Below are 20,105 nucleotides of genomic sequence, written 5' to 3' on the forward strand. Positions count from 1 at the left end.
CGTTAAAATCTCTCCTCTCTCTCGCTCGCTCCACCGGGCGGCGCGAGGCGGCGCAAGGCCTGATCGAGCCCGTCCAGGCCTGAAAGGTCGAGCCCGAACTCCCCCTCCAGCACCTCGCGCAGCGCGCCCGCGCTCGCGAGCGTGCGCTGCTCGACGCCTCCGTCGCGGCGCCGGTACGTGAGCTCGCGATCGAACAGCGTGACGCGCCCTTCGGCGGTCGGTCGCGCCACGACAAGGCTCCGCACGAAGAGCGACGCGGGGTGCGTCGAGACCCACCAGTTGAACAGGTCGTAGTCGGCGGGGAGCTGCTCGGTGAGATCGAACCAGTAGAGCGCGCGCCAGGCCTCACCCGACTTCACCTCGAGCGCCTGACCGCCGTCCTCTCCGCGCAACCGGAAGGTCTCGAGCGGCGTCTCCTGCTCGACGTCGTGCTCCAGCCTGAGCGGCGCGACCGGCGCGAGCGCCCCGAACCCGACGTCGGCGAGGTACGTCCCCTCCGCCAGCTCGACGTGGAGCAGCATGTGGCTGCGCGGCCTGGTCTCGCCCTCGGGCACGTTCCACCGCACGCGCGCCGCGAGCCCGCGCACCTCGAACCCGAGCGCGCGCAGCGCGTGCGCGAGCAGCCCGTTCTGCTCGTAGCAGTACCCGCCGCGGCGGCCGCGCACGAGCTTGCGCTCGAGCGCCGCGGGGGAGAGGTCGACGCGCCGCCCGGACCACGGGTCGAGGTTCTCGAACGGGATCGCGCGCGGATGCAGGGCGTGGATGGCGCGCAGCGTATCGAGCGTCGGCGCGCGGGGGCCGTCGTAGCCGATGCGCGCGAGGTAGGCATCGAGGAGGGAAGGATCGTTCATGCGACCATCCTGCTACGTGGACGATCTGGCCGGTAGAGGCCTCCATTTGAACGTATCGTCCACCAGGTGGTACGATCACCCGGCCGATGGACGAATGGGACGACCTCGCGCTGTTCGTGCGCATCGCGGAGCACGGCGGGCTGTCGGCGGCGGGGCGCGCGCTCGGCGTGCCCAAGTCCAGCCTGAGCCGGCGCCTCCAGCTCCTCGAGGAGCGGCTCGGGGTGCGGCTCGTCCAGCGCACCTCGCGCAAGTTCATCATCACCGACGTGGGCGAAGAGGTGCTCGAGCACGCGCGCGCGATGCGCGTCGCGGCGGACGCCGTCGAGAGCGTGGCGCGCCGTCGCGTCGCGGAGCCCAGCGGGATGATCCGGCTCACCTGCTCGAGCGGCATGAGCAAGCACCTCGTCGCGCCGCTCCTGCCGCGCTTCATGGTGCGTCATCCGAAGGTGGACGTGTTCCTCCACGCGACGAATCGCCTCGTGGATCTGGTCGAGGAGCGCTTCGACCTCGCGCTCCGCGGCTATGGCGGCCCGCTGCCCGACACCGGGCTCGTGCAGCGGCTGCTCTCGCCGACGCCGTGGGTGCTCATGGCCGCCCCGCGCTACCTCGACGCGCGCGGCGCGCCCGCGACGCCGGACGAGCTCCGCGCGCATCCCGGGCTGCTGCTCGGCGGGCCGAGCTCACGCGCGGTCTGGCGGCTGCGCTCCCGCGAGGCGATCGAGGAGGTCCCGTTCGTGCCGCGCCTGCGCACCGACGACTCCGTGACGCTCCTCGGCGCAGCCCTGGCGGGCCTCGGCATCGCCGCGCTGCCCGAGTACTCGTGCCGTGACGAGCGCGCGCGCGGGGAGCTGCGGCGCGTGCTGCCCGAGTGGCAGGTCGGCGATCACCGCGTGACGATGCTGATGCCCTCGCGCCGCGGCGAGCTCCCGGCGGTGCGCGCGCTCGCCGACTTCTTCGCGGTCGAGGTCCCGCGGCTCGTGCGGCGCGGGACCCCCCGCGCCGGCGCGAGCGCCGAGCCCGCCCGCCGGCGAGCCCGGGCCCGAGCGCCCTCGGACGGGAGAGGAGAAGGCGAATGACGCCGCAGCTCCCCGGGCTCGCCCCGATCGCCGCGGCGGCGCGGCTGCCTCGGCCCGGGGCTGCCTACCAGGCGCTGCTCACCGCGTGAGCGATGCCGCTTTGCAAGGTGCCCTTCGTCACGAGGCCGCTCAGATCGATGCCCAGGTGAACGAGCGTCTGGGCCACTTCGGCGCGAATCCCGGTGAGCACCACCTGCGCCCCGAGGAGCCGAACCGACCTCGCCGCCCGGAGGACGGCGTCCGCCGTGTGGCTATCGACCTCGCGGACGCCCGTGATGTCGATGATGGCCACGCTCGCGCCGGTCCTCTCGACCCCTTGCAGCAGCGCGTCGATCACCCGCTGCGCGCGCTCGTGATCGATGCCGCCGATGAGCGGCATGACCATGACCTTGTCCGTGATCGGAATGCACGGCGCGGACAGCTCGTCCAGCCGCGCCGCCTGCATGCGGATGATCTCTTCCCTGAGCCGCGCCGCCGCTTCAGCCTCTGCTGCTTGCCTGCGGGAGGTGACGTCCACGGTCACGCCGCGCACGCCCGCGAGCGCGCCGGCCTCGTCCTTGATGGGGACCATGCCCATCTCCACGTGGATCGTGCGCCCGTCCTTGGTGATCCATCGAACGGAGCAGACGCCCCCGCCGGCAGCCAGCATCGCGCCGGTCTCGGCCAGGGCCCGCGGCTTGTCGTCGGGGTGGGTGATGGTCAGCCAGAACTCACTCGTCGAATACCACTCGGCCGCGCTGTATCCGGTAAGCACCTTGACATAGTCGCTGACGAATTGAGCGCTCGGCGTCGCGGAGCCGTCGCCGAACCGCGTCTCCCACACGAGCGCCGGCACGTTCGCCAGGATGCTGTCGAGCCTCTGGCTCAGCGCTTGCGCCTGCTCGAGGACGCGGGTCTTCTCGGCGTCCAGCGCCGCGAGCTCGGCGAGCCGGACCTCGAGCTGGCCCGCCTGCTTCTCGATGATCTCCTCGCGCTGCGTGACGAACCATATCCCGATTTGAAACGTGGCATGGGACAGCAGCTCCTCCAGCGCGCGCGTCGCGGACGGCGGGATGTCGCGTTCGTTGTCCAGCCTCGCGAAGAGCGCCTTGCGCAGCGACGTGATCAACAGGCGCAGATCGTGCCAGCCGACCTGCACGGGCTGAGGGACATCGAGGAGCTCCGTCACGGCCCTCCGGGTCTGCTCGGTCGCGCCGCGCTCGACGTCGGCCGCGAGGGCGGCCAGGAGCCTGGAGACGAGCCGCCGTGCGGCCGGGGCACCCATGCTGGCGAACGCCCCCCCGCGCCGCTTCACGAGCTGATCACAGAGCTCCGCCGAGATCTCGTCGGACGCCCGTTCGATGTGCTCGCTCACCGATGTCGTCATCAGGTTGGCCATTTCACCATGTGATGTGAAACGTGCACAACGGCGCGCCTCTGTCCATGCAGCCGTCCGTGCCGTGCTCGAGCAGCGCTCTCTGGCCGAATTTCTTGAAGCACCCTTGGACGACGCCGCGGCACGCCGCACATGGAAACAACGGGGTTGCGTAGTGGATGATCGCGCTGTGCTCGTCCTCGAAGGTGGTGGCGATGTACCCTATGCCGGGCCCTCGGACGTTCATGCGGTATGCCGTGTCCAGGCTGGCCAAAGCGCCCTTCGGGTCCTTGATCTCCGGAGGGAGCCTCGCCGATTCCATGATCTTCATCCCGACCGCATGGAGGACCACGTCGCCGACCTGCTCGCCGACGGCCATGAAGATGGATCGAGCCGTCTCCAGCGGGTACCAAGCATCCTCGTCGATTCCATCCAGGCCATGAGCCTTGAGGATCCGGTCGATGAGCGTTTGTGACCGCTCGAGGCCGCGGATGAAGGAGTGCAGCGCAGCACCAGAGTATTGCCCATCGAGCTCCGACACGGATCACCTCCCAAGACACGTGGATGGTGCTGCAATCCTGCAGCGATGACAAGCTGATTCGGGGTCGTCGTCGCGCCCAGTCGGTCGGCGGGCACACGAGGCGCCGAGGGACGCGTGCAGCCCAGAGGCTGTAGAGCGAAGACAACCTCTTCTACGCGCAGGATTGTCGTGCGGGTTACTCTTCAGGGGTGCTGTGACGATGGGCGGAGGGCCGCCGCTCTCGGCAGCAGCGAGGCGGCCTCTTCGTCGTGGCACGACTTCCAACCAGGCTCGTCAGCGAACGGCGGCTCCGGAGCTCAGCGCTGATGAGCTGGAAAGAGCGGCCGGCCTCTGCCCTATCGTCTGTGCGTCTGTGGCTCAGGCGCTTTCCATCACGGGGCCAGGGGCGACGCGGGGCTAAGGCGGCTGCACGACCGCGAGGACCCCTCTCGGCTGCGACCCGAGGTCCAGCGTCGGGTCGACGAGATCGCGGTACGGGCCTCCGTTCAGCGACGCGACGACCCTGGCCGTGACGATCGGCCTCACCCCGAAGTCCTCCCGCCAGCGGTCGGCCACGTGGTGCGCGAAGTCGACGATCATGTCGGGCCGCGTGCTCATCTCCCCGAGCTGGCGATCGGTGAGCCACGCCTCGAGGTCGAGCGACTCGCGCACGCCGGTCCTCGGATCCAGCACGCGGATGTCGAGCTCGCTCACGTTCTTGTCGCGCAGCTTCATCCGCCACGAGAACCGGTGTCCGGCCTCGTTCCAGGCGACGTCGCCCGGATAGGCCCAGTGGCGGAGCGGCACCGCGAGGTGGACCAGGAGGTACCCGTGGAGCAGCGCGAGCGGCAGCCCGCGCCGCCGCCCCGCCGCGGGCGAGGGGACCTCGGCGCCGTCGCCCGGGCGGTCCGCGCGCCGGAACCGGAAGAGGAGCGGCAGACGCCGCCTCGGCCACGAGGGATCGGCGAAGAGCGCGAGCGAGGCGATCATCGCGTAGGGGAAGATCCCGATCTTGAAGAGGAGCGCGTTGGAGAGGTTGAAGACGACGGCGAGCGCCGCGCCGATCGGGAAGGTTCGTCGAGAGAAGAGCAGAAAGCCCATCGAGAGGTCGATGAGCAGCCCTGCCCACGAGAGCGCGAGCCCCGCGGCCGGCGCGGCGAGGAGCGGCCCGACGAGGGGCGCGCCGCGGCGCTCGGCGAGCCACATCGTGAGCGGCTGCCCCGCTAGCCAGTCGCCGTTCAGCTTCGCGACGCCGCCGTAGAAGTAGACGATCGCGATCTGGGCCTTGAGGGCGAACAGGTAGAGGCGCGGCGCGGTCTCGGCGGGCGCGCCGGCCGGCGAGGCGCGGCGCGCGCGGAGGCGATCGAGCGAGAGGGCGCGGTGCGCCGGGGCGACGGCGAGCAGCAGGCCGAGGAGGCAGAGGAGATAGAGGTGGTTGAGGTACTGCGCCTTGTCGAGGAGGAAGACATACGTGAGCGCGGCGCAGAGGAGCGCGGCGCTCACCCGGTAGAAGAGCCCGGCGGCGCAGAGGAGCGAGAGGACGAAGACGGCGGCGAAGTGCCAGTACATCCCCGTCCCGCCCCAGGGGCGGATGAAGGGGACGAAGCTGAAGTAGAAGCCCGGCTCGATGTAATAACGGTAGATCCGATCGTGGAGGACGTACCGGACGACCTCCCACGCGATCAGGCCGCCATAGGCGATGCGGAAGACGGCGAGCGAGGCGGCGTCGACCTCGGTTGAGAGGTAGGCCGCCCAGCGCCGCGCGAGGGCCCTAGTGGCGGTGGTGGGGGTGATGGTGGTGCTTGTGCTTGTGCTTGTGCTTGCCGTGCACGTGGATGTGGACCGATCGCCCGTCGTCGTCGTCGTCGTCGTCATCGTGGACCACCACCACGCCCGGGGCCGCATTGACCTTCACGCCCACGTTCCACGTCGTCGCCACGATCACGTTCAGGGCCGGCGCGGCCGGGCCGACGACGACGTGCACGCCGGGGCGGTAGCCGACGAGCACCACGTCGGCGTGGGTCGGGTGCGCCACGACGACGGTGAGCTTCACGGGGTTCACCTTGGCGGCGACGGTGCCGACGACGTAGAGGCCGCCCGGGCTGGGGGTCAGCACGACGACCTCGGAGCTCGAGCCCACGAAGCCGAGCTTGATCTTGCGGTCGCCGACAGGGATGGGCTTGAGGTTCGCGTCGAGGACGTACACCCGGACCTGACCGGAGGCCTTGTCCGCGACCACCTCGATCGTGTCGTCGCCGACCACCTGGATGATCCCGCCGTTCGGGCCCGTCTTGCCCGCGGGGATGGGCCTCTTCTCGGCCTTTCGCGCGCCCTCGACGATGACCCTCGTGCCCCCTGCGGGCACGTGGAGCGTGCCAATCCACGGCTTTCCGGCGACGACGATGTCGTACTTCACCGGAGTGAGGTCGGCCTCGAGCTTGGGCCCGGCCGCGACGAGGAGCCCTGTCTTCGCGTCGAGCGCGAGCGGGATCTTCTCCTCGCCGTTCGGCCCTTTCCAGGTGAGCGTGCCGCTCACGTCCTTGTCGATGGGCTTGCCGTCGGGCCCCTTCACGATCGCGCGCACGGCGCCGTCGGGCGCGATCTCCCAGCCGACCGAGCCGCCGTCGTGCTCCTCGGTGAGCGGCTCTTCGAGCGCGACCGGGGCCGCCTCGACCGACTCCTCGGTCACGCTGGCCTCGGCGCTGCTCTTGCAGCCGGCCGCGAGGGAGCTGCCGGCGATCAGGGCGGTCAGGGCGACCGCGGAAACGACGCGCTTGGCGTACATCAAAGCCTCCAAGCGGAGGAGGTTATCGCAAAGAGCGCTGCCGCGTCTCCGTGAACGCTCTCACGCCGCGGCGATGAGGGGCAGGGGCGACGACATCGGAGGCGCGGTGACCACTTCCCCCGCGATCGTCGGTCGCGCGGCGACTCTGAGGTGAGATCGTGAGCGTCGAAGGGGCCTTTGGCAGTGGTGGCCCAATTGCCCCCGGAGCGATTCACATGAAGGCGGGAAGGCAGGAAGATCATTGATTTTTTTTTTCGCCTTCCCGCCTTCATGTTTCGAATCTGGCCACCGCCCCTTTGGCGGTGCGACACACGGAATCACGATCGCCGTGGACGCTCGTGGCGGTTCGCCCGTCGCGATCGCGAGGGGTGCGGATGTGCTGGGCGGCTCGCCCGTCGCGATCGCGAGGGGTGCGGACGCGCCGGGCGGTTCGCCCGTCGCGATCGCGAGGGGTGTGGACGCCCTTGGCGGCCGGCCGGCGCCGTCGCGCGCCTCCTCCGGCGTGCCGCGGCCGTACGCGCGCCGCCGGGCTTCCCCCCAGTGGCTCTTCGGGCTAGCGTCCGCGGCGAGCTCGCCCAGCCATGTCCCAGCGCGTCTATGTCGGCCTCGTCGGCTACGGCCTTGCCGGCGCCGTCTTTCACGCCCCGCTGATCCGGGCCATCCCGCGGCTGCGTCTCGCCGCCATCGCGACCCGACGGGAGGGCCAGGTCATGACCGACCACTCGGGCGTCGCCGTGCATCCGACGCCCGAGGTGCTGATCGCCGAGCCCGGGATCGACCTCGTGGTCATCGCCTCGCCCAACGAGACCCATGTCCCGCTCGCGCGCGCGGCGCTCGAGGCGGGCAAGCACGTGGTCGTCGACAAGCCGTTCACGATCACGAGCGCCGAGGCGGACGAGCTCATCGCGCTGGCCGCCCGTCGCGGCCGGCTCCTCTCGGTGTTCCAGAACCGCCGCTGGGACGCGGATTTCCGCACCGTGCGCCACTGCATCGAGCAGGGCCTGCTCGGCGAGGTGGCCTCGTACGAGGCGCACTTCGACCGGTTCCGCCCTGCCATCAAGCAAGGCTGGCGGGAGGAGGCGGCCCCGGGCTCGGGCATCCTGTACGACCTCGGCGCGCACCTGATCGATCAGGCCCTGGTGCTCTTCGGCCTGCCGCGCGCCGTCACCGCCGACCTCCTGGCGCAGCGGCCCGAGGCGCGCACCGTCGACTATTTCCACCTCACGCTCGACTACGGCAGGCGCCGGGTGATCGTGCGCTCCTCGACGCTGGCGTGCGAGCCTGGCCCGCGCTTCGCGGTCCACGGCGACGGCGGGAGCTTCCTCAAGTACGGCATCGACGGCCAGGAGGATGCCCTCAAGGCGGGCAAGCGCCCCGGCGCGCCGGAGTGGGGCCGGGAGGACCCGCGCTGGTTCGGCACGCTGGTCACGGCGACCGGCGAGCGTCGCGCGATCGAGAGCCTGCCCGGCGCCTACGAGGCCTATTACGAAGGGATCGCGGACGCGATCCTCGACGGCGCCCCGCCGCCGGTGCGCGCCGAGGAGGCGCGCGACGTGATCCGCATCATCGAGGCCGCGATGCAGAGCTCGGCCGAGCGCCGGACGATCCCGCTCGAGTGAGCGTCCGCGACCGGATCAACCTCAAATAACTTCACAGCGTAGGCCCCCGGGGAGGGGGCTCATGGCGCGGGGTGGGGGGTGGGGGATGGGCCGATGTCTGAGGCGTAGACATGGCTCATCCGGCTTGCCGGATGAGCCATGTCTACGCCGAGTTCGGCGGGGCCCCCACCCCCCACCCCGCGCCATGAGCCCCCTCCCCGGGGGCCGGGCATCAGCGCGCTGCCGCGAGCGCCGCCTGCATCGCGACGCCCATCTCGGCCGGCGTGGCGGCCACCTTGGCCCCCGCCGCCTCGAGCGCCGCGATCTTCTCGGCCGCGGTGCCCTCGCCGCCCGCGATGATCGCGCCGGCGTGTCCCATGCGCTTGCCCGGAGGCGCCGCGCGGCCGGCGATGAACGCGGCCACCGGCTTCTTCATGTTCTTCTTGATCCACGCCGCGGCCCGCTGCTCCGCCGTGCCGCCGATCTCGCCGATCAGCACGACCCCGTGCGTCTCGGGATCCTGGTTGAAGAGCTCGAGCACGTCGATGAAGTCCATGCCGCCGACCGGATCGCCGCCGATGCCCACGCAGCTCGACTGGCCGATGCCGAGCGCGCTCAGCTGGCCGACCGCCTCGTAGGTCAGCGTCCCCGAGCGGGAGAGCACGCCGATGTGCCCCTTCTTGTGGATGTGGCCCGGCATGATCCCGATCTTGCACTCGCCCGGCGTGATCACCCCCGGACAGTTCGGCCCGATGAGGCGCGCCGGCTTCCCCTCGAGGAAGCGACGCACCCGCACCATGTCGAGCACCGGCACGCCGTCGGTGATGCAGATGACGAGCTTGCAGCCCGCGTCCACGGCCTCGGTGATCGCGTCCGCGGCGCCGACCGGCGGCACGAAGATGCACGAGACGTCGGCGCCCTCGTTGCGCACGGCCTGCTCGACCGTGTCGAAGATCGGCACCTTGTCCTCGAAGCGCTGGCCGCCGCGACCGGGCGTCACGCCGGCGACGACCTTGGTCCCGTACTCGATGCAGGCGCGGGCGTGCTGCGACCCGTAGGCGCCCGTGATGCCCTGGAAGACGACCCGCGTGTCCTTGTTGACGAGGATGCTCATCGCTTGATTACTCTACCTTCAACGTGGACAGGAGCTCGGCAATCGCCGGTCGCTCGCTGCTCAACTGGGTTCGGGGCTCGGTGCTCGCGGGCGCCCTAGGCGCCGCTCTGGGCCTTGCCGCGCGTGGCGGCGACGATCTTCTGCGCGCCGTCGGCCATGGAGCTCGCCGACTGGATGGTCAGGCCGCTCTCGTCGAGCAGCTTGCGGCCGGCCTCGACGTTGGTCCCCTCGAGGCGGACCACGAGAGGCACCTTGAGCCCGAGCTCCTTCGCCGCGGCGATGACCCCGGCCGCGACGACGTCGCAGCGCATGATGCCGCCGAAGATGTTCACGAAGATACCGCGGACCCGCTCGCTCTTGAGGATGATCTGGAACGCGGTCTTGACCTGCTCCTGCGAGGCGCCGCCGCCGACGTCGAGGAAGTTCGCCGGCCTGCCGCCGTAATGGAGGATGATATCCATCGTCGCCATCGCGAGCCCGGCGCCGTTCACGAGGCAGCCGATGTCGCCGTCGAGCGACACGTAGGACAGCCCGGACCGCTTCGCCTGGAGCTCGACCGGGTCCTCCTCGTCGACGTCGCGCATCGCGTTCCACTCGGGGTGCCGGAACTCGGCGTTGTCGTCGAAGCTCACCTTCGCGTCGAGCGCGAAGACGTCCCCCGCGCCGGTCACGACGAGCGGGTTGATCTCGAGCAGCGAGCAGTCCTCCGCGGTGAAGCACGTGTAGAGCGACGCCACGAGCTTGAGGAACTGGCGCTGCGTCTCCTTCGCGGTGAGCCCGAGCGCGATCGCGAGCTGCCGCCCCTGGTACGGGGCGAGGCCGAGCACCGGATCGACGAAGAGCTTGAAGATCTTCTCCGGCGTGCTGTGGGCCACCTCCTCGATGTCCATGCCGCCCTCGGTCGAGGCGATCACCGCGATGCGGCGGCGCTCGCGATCGACCAGCATCGCGAAGTAGAGCTCGCGCGCGATGTCGAGGCCCTGCTCGATGTAGAGCCGGCGGACCTTCTGCCCCTCGGGGCCCGTCTGCTTGGTGACGAGCTGCATGCCGAGGATCTTCTCGGCGAGGGCGGTCGCTTCGGCGCTGCCGCCCTTCGCGACCTTCACGCCGCCGCCCTTGCCGCGGCCGCCCGCGTGGATCTGCGCCTTCACGACGACGACCGGGTTGCCCGTCTGCGCGATCAGCCGGTCGGCGATCGGCGCCACCTCGCTCGCCTGGAAAGCGGGCTCCCCTTTCGGTACCGGCACCCCGTAGCGGGCGAAGAGCTGCTTGCCTTGATACTCGTGGATTTTCATGAGAGGGGCCGCAACCCTATCACAAGGGCGAGCCCCGCAAGGCGCGAAAAACAGGGTCGCCTGCGGTGGTTACGTGATTACATGGTGACGTGGTTGCGCGCTCGCTCCGTTTCGAGTGTTTCGCGCCGGCCGCCGCATCGATGGAAAAGTGCGACGCCGCGGCGCTCGACGCCGTCTGCCTCCGTCGCTGTCAGGCGCGCGGCCACGGGCGCTGACGGCGCGCTGACGGCGACGGCGTCCCGCGCCGCAGCGCCGCTGCCGTCGTCTCGTCACTTGGCGGCGTACGGGGGCGGCTCGGGCCGGCGGAGGGCCACGAGGGCGAAGAGGCCGGGCAGGATGTCGTCCTCGACCTTGGAGGCCTTGCCTTCGAGGCTGATCTTCAGCTCGTCGAACGGCGTGAAGGTGAGCCCGGCGCTCGCGGAGACGCTCGGCTGGGGCGCGAACAGGAACGCAGAGAGCGCGCCCTCGTGCTCGTGGAGAGCCTGGACTCGGAAGAGCGGATGGATTGGCAACGTCGGAAGGACATTGGCGATGACCTCGCCGCCCACCCACGGCTTGAGCTCGATCGCGCCGGCCTCGTCCGCCGCGCCGACGAGCCCGACGCTGCCGTCGATCGACACCGACAGCGCCTCGGCCGGGTAGAGCTCCAGGGCCACGACCGCCGAGTAGAAATCGATCGTCGGATAGAACGCCACGCCCGACCAGGTCGACCAGAGCGCCTGCATCGTGGTCAGGCCGGCGCCGAACGTCGGCGCGTCGACGTCGAGGTCGAAGCCGCCGAACACGTTGATCTCGTATCCCTCGCCGAGGACGAGCCCGGGCTCGACGCCGAGCATCCGGCCGGGGACCGTGCTGATCATCGTCGAGAAGGTCGGGAAGTAGTTGGTCCAGCTGTCCCAGTCCTCGATGCCAATCGCGTGCGAGACGATGCCCAGCCGGAGGTGGTAGTCCTCGCGGCCGATCTGGAGCATCGCCCACTCGGGCGGGCCGATCTTGAGCTCCGGCGCGGGCAGCGACCACGCGGGGTAGACGAACGCCGGCAGGCCGAACGCCGGCAGGCCGAGCGGCGCCGAGGCGGCCTGCACGTCGAGATCGAGCCGGAAATACAGCGACTCGGTCGCGAGCCGCAGCCCGACCTCGGCCTGGGCGACGGCGTCGAGGCGGAGGGCCCCCGGGGGATCGCGGTGCACGCCGGCGACGATGCTCGTCCCCCCGCCCACCCACGCGTCGATGTCGGCCGGGAGCGCGGCGAATAGCGGTAGCAGCTGGGCCTCCTCTCTCTCGTGTCTCGGGTGGGCGGCGGGCTCATCCTCGTCCGCGAGCGGCGGCGGGCGCGCCCGCGGCGGTCACCGCGCCGCGCCGGCCGTCGCCGCCCGCAGGCGCTCGACAAGCGGGCGCACGGCGTCGCTTCGCAGCTTGTACGACGCGCGGTTCGCGATGAGAAGGGTGCTCACCTCGGTGACCGTCTCGAGCACCTCGAGGCGATTTTCGCGCAGCGTGGCCCCCGTCTCGACGATATCGACGATCAGGTGGGAGAGGCCGACGAGCGGCGCGAGCTCCACGGAGCCGTGGACGGGGATGATCTCGGCCACCACGCCCTTGCTCGCGAAGTGATCCCCGGCGATCCGCGGGTACTTCGTGGCGACGCGCGGCAGGTCGGGGATCGGCGTCCCCTCCGGCCCGGCCACGACGAGGCGGCAGCGGCCTATCCCGAGATCGAGCGGCGTGTAGAGATCGTGGCGGCGCTCGAGGAGCGTGTCGCGGCCGGAGACCCCGAGGTCGGCGGCGCCGTACTCGACGTAGGTCGGCACGTCGTCGGGCTTCAGGAACACGTACCGGAAGGCGCCGTCCGCCGTGGGCCGGACCAGGCGGCGATCGCTCTCCTGGAGCGGCGTGCTGTCGAGGCCAGCGCGCTGCACGAGCGGGATCAGATCCTTCAGGATCCGCCCCTTGGGCACGGCGATGGTGAGCGGCTTGGTCATCCGGCCCGCCCCTCGACCCGCACCGTGTCGGCGCCGAGCTGCGCGAGCTTGCGCTCCATGAACTCGTAGCCGCGGTCCAGGTGGTAGACGCGCAGCACCTCGGTCTCGCCCTCGGTCGCCACGAGGCCGGCGATGACGAGCGAGGCGCTCGCGCGCAGATCCGTCGCCATCACGGTCGCGCCCGACAGCGGCGCGCCGCCGTGGACGTGCGCCGTGTGGCCGTCCACGTCGATGTGCGCCCCCATGCGCGCGAGCTCGGGCACGTGCATGAAGCGGTTCTCGAAGATGGTCTCGACGATGCGCGACGTGCCCTGCGCGAGGCACATCAGGACCATGAACTGCGCCTGCATGTCGGTCGGGAAGCCGGGGTGCGGCGCGGTCGTGACGTCGACGGCGCGCAGCGGCCGGCCGTCGCGGCGGACGCGCACGCAGTCGCCCTCGCGGCCCACCTCGACGCCCGCCTGGCGGAGCTTGGCCGCGACCGCCTCGAGGTCCTCGAGCGGCGCGTTCTCGATCAGCACGTCGCCGCCGGCGGCGGCCGCCGCGACCATGTACGTGCCGGCCTCGATCCGATCCGAGATGATCGCGTGGTCGAACGGCTCGAGCTCGTCGGCGCCCTCGATGTGGATGACGTCCGTGCCGGCGCCGCTCACGCGCGCGCCCATCTTGTTGAGCACCCGGCCGAGCTCCTCGACCTCGGGCTCGCGGGCGCAGTTCACCAGCGTGGTGCGGCCCTTCGCGAGCGCGGCGGCCATCATCAGGTTCTCGGTGCCGGTCACCGTCGGCAGATCGAACACGACCTCGGCGCCGCGCAGCCGCTTGCACTCCGCGACGATGTAGCCGCGCGACAGCCGGATCGTCGCGCCGAGCGCCTCGAGCCCCTTGAGGTGCTGGTCGACCGGGCGCGTGCCGATCTGGCAGCCGCCGGGGAGCGACACCTTGGCGCGGCCGAAGCGCGCGAGCAGCGGGCCGAGGACCATCACGCTCGCGCGCATCTGCTTGACGAGCTCGTACGGGGCCTCGGGCCGCACGTTGTCGCCGGCGCCGACCTTGACGAGCGGGGCCGCGACCTCGACGTTGCGGCCGAGGAACCGGAGCAGCGCGGAGGTCGTGTCGATGTCGCGGAGCGCGGGCACGTTGCGGAGCAGGCTCTCGCCGTCCGAGAGCAGCGTCGCGCAGAGGATCGGCAGCGCCGCGTTCTTCGCGCCGCTGATGCGGATCTTGCCGGAGAGCGGCTTGCCGCCCCGGATCCGGATGGAGTCCATGCCCCCGCTATCGCACAACCCGCGGCGGAACGCGATGTTTCGGGGGACGCCGCCCGCCGCTCTGTTGTCGCCCGCCGCGCGGGCGGGGCGCGCCGGCCGCGCGCGGCGGGCGACTCGGGCCCCACTTTCCCCGGCGCTGGTCTAGTCTCCTCCGGCCATGCGACCGAGCGCCATCGCCCTGTCCTCGCTGCTCGCCGTCTCCGTGGCCTCGGCCGCCGCCGCCCAGCCGTCGGCGGACCTCCGCGGGTTCCGCGCCTCGATCGACCCCGGGTCCGGCGTCTACTCGGAGCCCGCCGCCACCCCGGACACGGGCGAGTGGAGCGCGAGCCTCTGGGCCTCCTACGCCTACCGCCCCATCGTCCTCCGCCATCCGTCCTCGAGCGAGGCCCGCTTCGACGTCCTCCGCCACCAGGTCAGCGCGGACTTCGCGGCCGGCGTCGGCATCGCGCGGCGCCTGCTCGTGGGGCTCACGCTGCCGGTGGTCCTCTACCAGTCCGGGGACGAGCCCACGTCCGACGCCACGCGGGTGCTCGGCGACACGTGGGTCCCGGCGCAGGCGCTCGGCGATCTCGGCCTCGTCGGCAAGCTCACGCTGGTGCAGCCCACCGCCGGCGAGCTCGGGGGGCTCGCGCTCGCGCTGCACGAGCGCTTCACGCTGCCGACGGGCGACGAGGCGTCGTTCGTGGGCGAGGGGAGCGTCACGAACGAGCTCAGGCTCCTCGCCGAGTACCGCCTGATCGCGTTCGGCGCGCACCTCGCGGCCGGGCTCAAGCTGCGCGCCGACGAGGCCCGCTTCGGGTGCCGGGCGACGCCGGCCACCGCCGCGGGGGACCCGTGCCCCACGGTGTTCGGCCACGAGCTCCCCTTCGGCCTGGGCCTCTCGTTCCGGCCGCAGATCCTGGGCATCGACCCGGAGGGGCGCGCCACGTTCTTCCTGGAGGCGTACGGGCACCTGCCGCTCTCGCCGATCGCGCCGTTCGAGAACCAGGAGACGGCCGCGCTGGAGCTCGCCCTCTCGGCGCGCTACGCGCTCGGCGACGTCTCGTTCCTGGGCGGCGTCGGCACCGCGCTCGTCGGCGGCGTCGGCACCTCGCCGCTGCGCGCCGTCCTCTCGGTCGCGTGGACCCCGCGCGTCCACGACGCCGACGGCGACGGCGTGGACGACAAGGCCGACCAGTGCGGCGAGCTCGCGGAGGATCGCGACGGCTTCCAGGACGAGGACGGCTGCCCCGAGGGGGACAACGACGAGGACGGCGTCTTCGACGACGAGGACCGCTGCCCGACGCAGAAGGAAGACGAGGACGGCGTCGAGGACGAGGACGGCTGCCCCGACCCGTGACGGCGCCGCTGCGGCGCGCGGGGGCGCGCTGCACTAAGCTCGGGGTCTCCGCATGAGCGACGACGGTTTCACGAAGCACGGCGGCGGCCGCCACGAGGGGCCCGCCCGCACCTCGCCGTACCCCCTGAGCCGGCTCTCCGCGCCGCACGAGCTCGTCGACGTGGCGCGCGAGATCCAGCAGGCCGACGCGCTGCTCGGCGCGGTCACCGGCGGCAAGCTCGCGCAGATTGCCCGGCAGATCCGGTCGCTGCAGGAGCAGGCGCGGCAGGTCCTCGAGGCGGCGCAGCGCGACAGCGAGCTCCACCGCGCGGCGTGCAACTTCAAGAAGCGGCCCGGCCACGTCTACCACCTCTACCGGCGCGGCGACGGCGTCCGCTACCTCTCGATGCTCTCGCCCGAGGAGTGGGGCGGCGCGCCGCCGCACGCGTTCGAGGGCTCGTACCGGCTCGAGCTCGACATGTCGTGGACGCCGGCCGACGAGGCCGACGCGCACGACGCCGAGGCCGGCGCGCTCGCGAAGCTGCTCGGCCCCGGCGGGTGACGCGGCGCCCGCGCGCTCACGCGCCGATGCGGAGCAGCACCTTCCCGAACGACGCGTTGCTGGCCATGTAAATGTGCGCCGCGGCGGCATCGTCGATCGAGAAGACCCGGTCGACGACGGGCCGCACGGCGCGGCGCGCGAGCCACGGGGAGATGTTCCGCTCGAGCGCCTGGGCCGCCGCGATCTTCTCCTCGAGCGGGCGCGAGCGGAGCACGGTGCCGATGAGCTCGACGCGCTTGCGCAGGAGCTCGCGCAGGTCGAGCTCCGCGGACGCGCCGGCCGTCAGCCCGACGAGCGCGATGCGCGCCCGGGGCGCGCACGCCTTCAGGTCCTCGGCGACGTACGCGCCGCCGACGAGGTCGAGCACCACGTCGACGCCCGCGCCGCGCGTCGCCTTCAGCACCTCGTCGGCGAACTTCCCGCCCGGCGCCGCGACCCCGGCGTCGAGCCCGAGCTCCCGGCAGCGGTCCAGCTTGTCCTGCGTGCGCGACGTCCCCACGACGAAGCACCCGAGCGCGCGGGCGATCTGGAGGCCGGCCGTGCCCACGCCGCTGCCGGCCGCGTGCACGAGCACGCGCTCGCCGGGGGCGAGCCGCGCGCGCGTGACGAGCGCGTCGTAGGCGGTGACGAACGCCTCGGGGACCGCCGCCGCCTCCTCGTCGGAGAGCCCGTCCGGCACCGGCGCGACCTCGCGCTCGTGGGCGACGATCCGCTCGGCGTAGGCGCCGCCCGGGACCAGGCCGAAGACGCGATCGCCGGGCGCGAAGCGGCGCGCGCCCTTGCCCGCGGCCTCGACGACGCCGGCGTACTCGAGCCCCGGCACGTCGGGCGGCGCGCCGGGCGGCGCCGGGTACATGCCGAGCCGCTGCAGCAGATCGGCGCGGTTCACGCCGGCGAAGCGGACGGCGACGCGCACGTGCCCCTCGGGCACGTCGGGCGCGTCCACCTCGCGCACCTCGAGGACCTCGGGACCGCCCGGCTCGCGGATGACGACGGCTCGCATGATCGCCGCTCAGTCTTCCATGGGCGGCGGGAGCACGCTCTTCCGGTAGAAGTACTCCACCTTCTCCGAGTCCGGATCGACCGGCTCGCCCGCCGGCTCGGTCGGCGCGCCGCCGCCGATCGCCGCCTCGATCTGCACCTGCTCGAGCGCGTCCATCATCGAGGCCGCGCTCGGGAAGCGCTCGTCGCGGTCGAGCGCGAGCGCGCGCATCGTCGCGACGTCGAGCGAGTGCGGCACCTCCGGCCGCAGCATGCGCGGGCGGATAGGCTTGACGCGCTGGATCTCGGCGAGCAGCGCCGCCGGCGTCGGCGCCTTGAACGGCAGCTGCCCGGTGAGCATCACGTAGAGCAGCATGCCCACCGAGTAGAGGTCCGCGCGCGCGTCGAGATCGCGGACGCCCTGGGCCTGCTCCGGCGCCATGAAGGCGGGCGTGCCGGCCACCGAGTGGCTCCCCGCGGCGCCGGTCGAGACCAGGATCGACGCCGCGGACCCGGTGTTGAACGCCTCGGCGACGCCGAAGTCGAGCACCTTCACGGTGAGCGGGCCGCGATCGCCGCCGACGAGGCAGATGTTGTCCGGCTTGAGATCGCGGTGGAGGATGCCCTCGTTGTGCGTGACGACGAGCGCGCTCAGGACCTGGACCGCCACGTCCAGCACGACGGGGATGGGCATCGGGCGCTCGCGCCCGAGCCGCTCGGTGATGGTCTCGCCCTCGAGCCGCTCCATCACGAGGTAGGGCGTGCCGTCCTCGAGCACGCCGAGGTCGTAGACCTCGACGATGTTCGGGTGGCCGAAGCGGCCGGCGACGGCCGCCTCGTTGTGGAAGCGGGCGATCGCCGTCTTGCTCTGCGCGTACTGGGCGCGGAGCGTCTTGATCGCGACCCGGCGCCGCAGGCCGATGTGGATCGCGTCGTAGACCATCCCCATCCCGCCCTTGGCGATGACGCCGAGGATGCGGTAGCGATCGTGCAGCAGCCGGCCGACGAGCGGGGCCTCCTTCGTCGGCCGGGGCTGATCTGGATCGATGTCGGGCGGCAGCGGGCCGTCCACCGGCCAGAGCGACTCGCCCCTGCTCGTCGGCGGCACCCGCGTCGAGGAGGGCGGGGCGACGCTCGGCGTGAGCGCCGTGCCGTGCACCGGGCACCTCTCGGTGTCCGACGGGTGCGGCAACCCGCACGCCTGGCATCGGATGAAGTGCTGCGGCGGCATCGGGGACCCGGTCAGAGTACGGGTACATCCGCCCATGCAGCAAGCTCGTTCAGGGACCCAGCGTCCCGGCCGGGGGCGCCCGCCCACAGCGTGTGGTCGGGTAGCCAACGAATGTCATCTTCAGCAGCTGGGTTGGATCGGCTCGCAGCTTACGGTAGGCTGAGCTCAAACGTGCCGCAGCCGGTCCGGAAGCCAAGCCGACGAGCGCGGGCGGTACCGCAGCGAAGGCAGGTCCCAGAATTTGCGCCAGAACGGACACCAGCACGCAAGCCAGAACGTAAGCAGCACGTAAGTCGCGCATAGGTCGAACGTCAGCCGAACGTAGGGCGGCGCGGGACGGGCACGGGGTACGCTTTCCCCGAGTGCCAGCAGTGGGGGCCAGCGGGATGGGAAGGGGAAAGAGACAGAGGCCATGAGCACGGCGGAGAAGCTTTCGGACGGTGCCTCGGCCAGCGGAGAGTCCGACCCGCTGCTGGGAAAGGTCTTGAATCAGAAGTTCAAGATCCACTCCCTGCTCGCGACGGGCGGCATGGGCGTCATCTATCGCGGAGAGCAGATCGCCCTCGAGCGCCAGGTCGCGATCAAGGTCCTGACGCCGACGAACTCATCCAATCAAATCGACCCCAACTTTCATAAGCGCTTCTTCCTCGAGGCGAGCATCCTCGCCCGGCTCCAGCACCCGAACATCGTCACGGTCTTCGACTACGGCCGAGTCGAGAACATGGAGCCCGAGCGGTACTTCATGGCCATGGAGTTCCTCGAGGGCGAGACGCTCTTCCGGCGGCTGCGCAAGGCCGGCCGCCTGTCGGCGCCCGACGCGATGGGCGTCGCCCGGCAGATCGCGCGCGGGCTCCGCGAGGCGCACAAGCACGGGGTGGTGCACCGCGACCTGAAGCCGTCGAACGTCATGCTCGTCCCCGGCGAGGACACCGGGGAGCTCGTCAAGATCCTCGACTTCGGCCTCGTCAAGGTGCTCGCGGACGACTCGGAGGAGCTCACGCAGCAGGGCTCGTTCCTCGGCTCGCCGCGCTTCATGTCGCCCGAGCAGATCTCGCACGGCAAGGTCGATCTCCGGACGGACGTCTACTCGCTCGGCGTCATCGTGTATCAGATGCTCTGCGGGAAGGTCCCGTTCGAGGCGCAGAACTCGGTCCAGATCCTGATCGCCCACCTGCAGCAGCCCGTCCCGCGGATGCGCGAGCGCAACCCCGAGGCCGACGTGCCCGAGCCGCTCGAGGCGTTCGTGCTGCGCTGCCTGTCGAAGGATCCGGAGGGCCGCCCGGCCAACATGGAGGCCTTCATCCGCGGCCTCGGCGAGTGCGCGCAGGCGATGGGCCTGTCCCCGGCGTTCGGCTCGACGGGCCTCGTCACCATGGACTCCACCGGCACCGGCAGGATGCCGACGCCGATGCCGCCCGTGCGCGTGATGACCGCGATCCCCGCGAGCCCGTCGCCGCCGTCGTCGTCCGGCGGCGCGGCCTCGCAGGTGGACGACGCGTCGCTCGGCGCCGCCTCGCGCCCGGCCGACGCGGCGCCGCAGGGCCGCAAGGGCCTCGTGCTCGTCGCCGTCGGCGTCCTCGCCGTCGCGGGCATCGGGGTCGCGATGTCGCAGATGCGCCCGAGCGAGCCGCCGCCGGCCCCGGCCCAGCCGGAGAAGCCGCAGGTCGCCCCGGCCCCGCCGCCGGCCGACGTCGGGACGTTCGTGCTGATGGTCGAGTCCATGCCCTCCGGCGCCGAGGTCCTCGAAGACGGCAAGCCCCTCGGGACCACGCCGCTCCAGCTCTCGATCTCGAACAGCTCGGTGCGCGCCAACCCCCGCCGGCTGACTGTCCGGCAGGAGGGGTACGAGCCGTACTCGATCGTCCAGGGCCCGTCGGATCAGTCGGTTCGCCTGGTCGCCACGCTCACGAAGCGCGCGGCCGCGCCGACGAGCTCGCCGGCCGCGCCCACCCCGCCGCCCCCCGTCGCCCCGGCGCCGCGGCCCTACTCCGGGCGGCCCGCCGCGAGGCCCACGCCGACGCCCGACGCGCCGCCCCCTGCTGCTCCGTCTCCCCGGCCGCTGGACATTCAAATCGAGCGATGACCCGAAAGCGCCCCGCACGCCTGCTCGTCGTCTCCCCGTCTGTCCTCGCCGCGCGACCGCTCCGGGCGGATGTCCCAGCCGACGCGGAGG

At 71.8% G+C, this 20,105-nt stretch carries 17 protein-coding genes; 5 read left to right on the forward strand and 12 right to left on the reverse strand.

Going from position 1 to position 20,105, the window contains the following annotated elements:
• Nucleotides 1-2 precede the first annotated feature (2 nt).
• Nucleotides 3-851 (reverse strand): arylamine N-acetyltransferase family protein, encoded by an 849-nt coding sequence (locus WMF33_RS49110; protein ID WP_437335035.1) that lies wholly within the window; start codon nucleotides 849-851, stop codon nucleotides 3-5.
• An 86-nt stretch (nucleotides 852-937) separates the two neighbouring features.
• Between WMF33_RS49110 and WMF33_RS49115 the strand changes: the two genes are divergently transcribed.
• A complete protein-coding gene (locus tag WMF33_RS49115) occupies nucleotides 938-1,927 on the forward strand; it encodes a LysR substrate-binding domain-containing protein (RefSeq protein ID WP_437335036.1) in 990 nt (329 codons plus the stop codon).
• 64 nt (nucleotides 1,928-1,991) lie between these two features.
• On the opposite strand, the gene WMF33_RS49120 is transcribed toward WMF33_RS49115, so the two are convergent.
• From WMF33_RS49120 to WMF33_RS49135, 4 genes are all read right to left on the reverse strand, one after another.
• Entirely contained in the window at nucleotides 1,992-3,293 is a 1,302-nt protein-coding gene (locus tag WMF33_RS49120; RefSeq protein ID WP_437335037.1) for an STAS domain-containing protein, read from the reverse strand.
• A gap of 13 nt (nucleotides 3,294-3,306) precedes the next feature.
• Entirely contained in the window at nucleotides 3,307-3,822 is a 516-nt protein-coding gene (locus tag WMF33_RS49125) for a hypothetical protein (protein ID WP_061626571.1), read from the reverse strand.
• 396 nt (nucleotides 3,823-4,218) lie between these two features.
• Complete coding sequence (locus WMF33_RS49130) at nucleotides 4,219-5,676, reverse strand: HTTM domain-containing protein (protein ID WP_437335038.1); 1,458 nt, start codon at nucleotides 5,674-5,676, stop codon at nucleotides 4,219-4,221.
• The gene (locus WMF33_RS49135) at nucleotides 5,573-6,586 is read right to left on the reverse strand and encodes a hypothetical protein (protein WP_437335039.1); all 1,014 of its coding nucleotides are present in this window, start codon (nucleotides 6,584-6,586) and stop codon (nucleotides 5,573-5,575) included. The genes WMF33_RS49130 and WMF33_RS49135 overlap by 104 nt, the downstream gene beginning before the upstream one ends.
• A gap of 581 nt (nucleotides 6,587-7,167) precedes the next feature.
• On the opposite strand from WMF33_RS49135, the gene WMF33_RS49140 reads away from it, so the two are divergent.
• Nucleotides 7,168-8,205: an oxidoreductase gene (locus WMF33_RS49140; protein ID WP_437335040.1), complete on the forward strand. Its 1,038-nt coding sequence runs from the start codon at nucleotides 7,168-7,170 to the stop codon at nucleotides 8,203-8,205.
• Nucleotides 8,206-8,416: 211 nt separating this feature from the next.
• Here WMF33_RS49140 and sucD read toward each other — a convergent pair whose 3' ends face one another.
• The 5 genes from sucD to murA all read right to left on the reverse strand — a co-directional run bounded on the left by sucD (nucleotide 8,417) and on the right by murA (nucleotide 13,840).
• Nucleotides 8,417-9,298, reverse strand: coding sequence for a succinate--CoA ligase subunit alpha (gene sucD, locus WMF33_RS49145; RefSeq protein WP_061626575.1), 882 nt, complete (start codon nucleotides 9,296-9,298; stop codon nucleotides 8,417-8,419).
• Between the two features lie 95 nt (nucleotides 9,299-9,393).
• The gene (gene sucC / locus WMF33_RS49150) at nucleotides 9,394-10,593 is read right to left on the reverse strand and encodes an ADP-forming succinate--CoA ligase subunit beta (RefSeq protein ID WP_437335041.1); all 1,200 of its coding nucleotides are present in this window, start codon (nucleotides 10,591-10,593) and stop codon (nucleotides 9,394-9,396) included.
• Nucleotides 10,594-10,862: 269 nt separating this feature from the next.
• Nucleotides 10,863-11,813: a hypothetical protein gene (locus tag WMF33_RS49155; protein WP_437335042.1), complete on the reverse strand. Its 951-nt coding sequence runs from the start codon at nucleotides 11,811-11,813 to the stop codon at nucleotides 10,863-10,865.
• 126 nt (nucleotides 11,814-11,939) lie between these two features.
• On the reverse strand, nucleotides 11,940-12,575 hold the full coding sequence (hisG, locus tag WMF33_RS49160) for an ATP phosphoribosyltransferase (RefSeq protein WP_061626578.1): 636 nt from the start codon (nucleotides 12,573-12,575) through the stop codon (nucleotides 11,940-11,942).
• Nucleotides 12,572-13,840 (reverse strand): UDP-N-acetylglucosamine 1-carboxyvinyltransferase, encoded by a 1,269-nt coding sequence (gene murA, locus WMF33_RS49165; RefSeq protein ID WP_020742157.1) that lies wholly within the window; start codon nucleotides 13,838-13,840, stop codon nucleotides 12,572-12,574. Before murA ends, hisG begins: the two co-directional genes overlap by 4 nt.
• A gap of 157 nt (nucleotides 13,841-13,997) precedes the next feature.
• On the opposite strand from murA, the gene WMF33_RS49170 reads away from it, so the two are divergent.
• Both WMF33_RS49170 and WMF33_RS49175 read left to right on the forward strand, forming a co-directional pair.
• A complete protein-coding gene (locus WMF33_RS49170) occupies nucleotides 13,998-15,179 on the forward strand; it encodes a hypothetical protein (protein ID WP_437335043.1) in 1,182 nt (393 codons plus the stop codon).
• Between the two features lie 52 nt (nucleotides 15,180-15,231).
• Entirely contained in the window at nucleotides 15,232-15,720 is a 489-nt protein-coding gene (locus tag WMF33_RS49175; protein WP_020742159.1) for a DUF2452 domain-containing protein, read from the forward strand.
• A gap of 16 nt (nucleotides 15,721-15,736) precedes the next feature.
• Here the strand turns inward: WMF33_RS49175 and WMF33_RS49180 are convergent, their stop codons facing one another.
• Together WMF33_RS49180 and WMF33_RS49185 are read right to left on the reverse strand one after the other, a co-directional pair.
• On the reverse strand, nucleotides 15,737-16,723 hold the full coding sequence (locus tag WMF33_RS49180) for an NAD(P)H-quinone oxidoreductase (protein WP_437335044.1): 987 nt from the start codon (nucleotides 16,721-16,723) through the stop codon (nucleotides 15,737-15,739).
• A 9-nt stretch (nucleotides 16,724-16,732) separates the two neighbouring features.
• Nucleotides 16,733-17,860, reverse strand: coding sequence for a serine/threonine-protein kinase (locus WMF33_RS49185; protein ID WP_437335045.1), 1,128 nt, complete (start codon nucleotides 17,858-17,860; stop codon nucleotides 16,733-16,735).
• A 484-nt stretch (nucleotides 17,861-18,344) separates the two neighbouring features.
• Between WMF33_RS49185 and WMF33_RS49190 the strand changes: the two genes are divergently transcribed.
• Complete coding sequence (locus tag WMF33_RS49190) at nucleotides 18,345-20,015, forward strand: serine/threonine-protein kinase (RefSeq protein WP_437335046.1); 1,671 nt, start codon at nucleotides 18,345-18,347, stop codon at nucleotides 20,013-20,015.
• Nucleotides 20,016-20,105 lie beyond the last annotated feature (90 nt).

The organism is Sorangium sp. So ce394 (genome assembly GCF_051474665.1).
Classification (GTDB): domain Bacteria; phylum Myxococcota_A; class Polyangia; order Polyangiales; family Polyangiaceae; genus Sorangium; species Sorangium cellulosum_D.